Annotated in this window: 3 protein-coding genes; all 3 read left to right on the forward strand. The window is 70.4% G+C overall.

Features of this window, described 5'->3' with window-relative positions:
- The first annotated feature begins 68 nt into the window (after positions 1-68).
- Entirely contained in the window at positions 69-1,235 is a 1,167-nt protein-coding gene (locus tag AC2W7M_RS24465) for an NAD(P)/FAD-dependent oxidoreductase (protein WP_486135624.1), read from the forward strand.
- A gap of 11 nt (positions 1,236-1,246) precedes the next feature.
- Entirely contained in the window at positions 1,247-1,600 is a 354-nt protein-coding gene (locus AC2W7M_RS24470) for a DUF5368 domain-containing protein (protein WP_486135625.1), read from the forward strand.
- Positions 1,597-2,012: methyltransferase family protein (locus AC2W7M_RS24475; protein WP_486135627.1), on the forward strand; the 416-nt coding region annotated here is incomplete at its 3' end. The genes AC2W7M_RS24470 and AC2W7M_RS24475, both read left to right, overlap by 4 nt.

A 2,012-nucleotide genomic window follows, 5' to 3' on the forward strand; every position in this document is an offset into this window, starting at 1 on the left:
CGCGCGGGCCGAAAAAAGCTCCGCACCGGCGCGCGCATCGTCATCGCCGGGGCCGGGGCGGCGGGGCTTTGCGAGCGCCTCGCGCCTGGCCCAAACGGCTCGAGGGCGCCAGCATCACGCTGATCGATCGGCGGCGCGACCATTACTACCAGCCCGGCTTCACGCTCATCGCCGCCGGCCTCAAGCCGGCCGCCTACTCGGTCTCGCGCACCGCGGACTATGTGCCGCAGGGGGTGAGCCTTGTCCCGGAGGCGGTGGCGGAGATCGACCCGGTGGGCAACAAGGTGGTCACCGAGAGCGGCAAGGTGGTGCCCTACGACTACCTCATCGTCGCCACCGGCCTGGAGCTGAACTATGGCGGCATCGCCGGCATGGACACCGCGCTCATCGGCAAGGAGGGCATCGGCTCGGTTTATGCCGGGCCGGAGCAGGCGGCGGCCACCTATGCCGCCATGTCGCGCTTCGCCGATGCCGGCGGGGTGGGCCTGTTCCTGCGCCCCGCCACCGAGATGAAGTGCGCCGGCGCGCCGCTGAAATACGCCTTCATCACCGACGACATCCTGCGCCGGCGCGGCAACCGCGCCAAGGCGGACCTGATCTACTGCGCCCAGAACACCGCGCTGTTCTCCGTGCCCATTGTCTCCGAGAAGGTGCGCATGCTGTTCGCGGACCGCGGCATCGCCACCCGCTACAGCCACGTGATGACCGCCATCGATCCGGGCCGCAGGATCGCCACCTTCGCGACCCCCGACGGGCCGAGGGAAATCAAGTACGACTTCACCAACGTGATCCCGCCCATGCGCGCGCCGGCCGCGGTGCGGTCGAGCCCGCTGCCCTGGCAGTCCGGCCCGTTCGCCGCCGACGGCTGGATGGAGGTGGACCCCGCCACCCTGCGCCACAAGCGCTTCGCCAACGTGTTCGGCGTCGGCGACGTGGCCGGCGTGCCCAAGGGCAAGACCGCGGCCAGTGTGAAGTGGCAGGTGCCGGTGGCGGTGGACCATCTGGTGGCGAGCATCGCCGGCACCACCTCGGACGCGCGCTATAACGGCTACACATCCTGCCCGCTGATCACCCGCATCGGCCAGGCCATGCTGGTGGAGTTCGACTACAACAACAATCTCACGCCCTCCTTCCCCGGCATCATCGCGCCGCTGGAGGAATTGTGGATCTCCTGGGTCATGAAGGAGATCGCGCTGAAGCCCACTTACATCGCCATGCTGCGCGGCCAGGCCTGAGGGAGGAGAAGATGAAGGAACTCGAACCCGCGGTCTTCGTCGCGGTTTTCCAGGAGATGCTGGGCCTGTGGTTCTGGCCGCTGATCGCGCTTGCCGCGTTCATCGTGCTGCTGTGCCTTTACGTGCTGGCGCGCGACCGGCGCATCGTCAGCGCCCGGCTGCTGGCGGCGGAGGTGCTGGGGCTCGCCGGCGGCGCGTTCGGCATCTGGCTCGCCTTTACCGTCACCAATTCCGACTGGGCGGACATCGGCGGGCCCATCGACTGGGTGCTGCTGATCGCCATCTTCGCCGCCGGCACGGTGGGCGGCATCGTCTTCGCCTATGGGCTGCTGGGGCTCCTGGCCGGACGGCGGCGGCCCGCGTGAGGGGGCGGTCCACGCCGGAACCCGCGGCGCGTCCGAACCGCATTCCCTGGCCGCCGCTGCTCTATGGCACCGCGCTCGCCGTGGGGATCGTGCTCGGCCGGCTATCCCCGCTCGGCTGGCCGCAGGAGCCCGCCGGCGGTGCCCTGCGCATCGCCGGCGGTGCCCTTGCCGTGCTCGGTCTGGCGCTCGATCTGTGGTCCGTGGCGACGCTTCACCGCGCCCGCACCACCCTCCTGCCGCACCGCGCTGCCGACCGTCTGGTTACGCACGGACCCTACGGGCTCTCGCGCAATCCCATCTATCTCGGCAACACGCTGCTGGTGCTCGGGCTCGGTGCCGCCTTCGCCAATCTGTGGCTGATGGGCGGCGGCGCTCGCGCCGCGCTCGCCACGACGCCTCGCCGCCCGGCGCG

The sequence above is a fragment of the Xanthobacter sp. BG11Y11_SDJG genome, assembly GCF_057364445.1.

Coding starts and splice junctions, on each gene's coding strand:
- AC2W7M_RS24470 (WP_486135625.1), top strand. CDS start 1,247: ATGAAGGAACTCGAACCCGCGGTCTTCGTCGCGGTTTTCCAGGAGATG.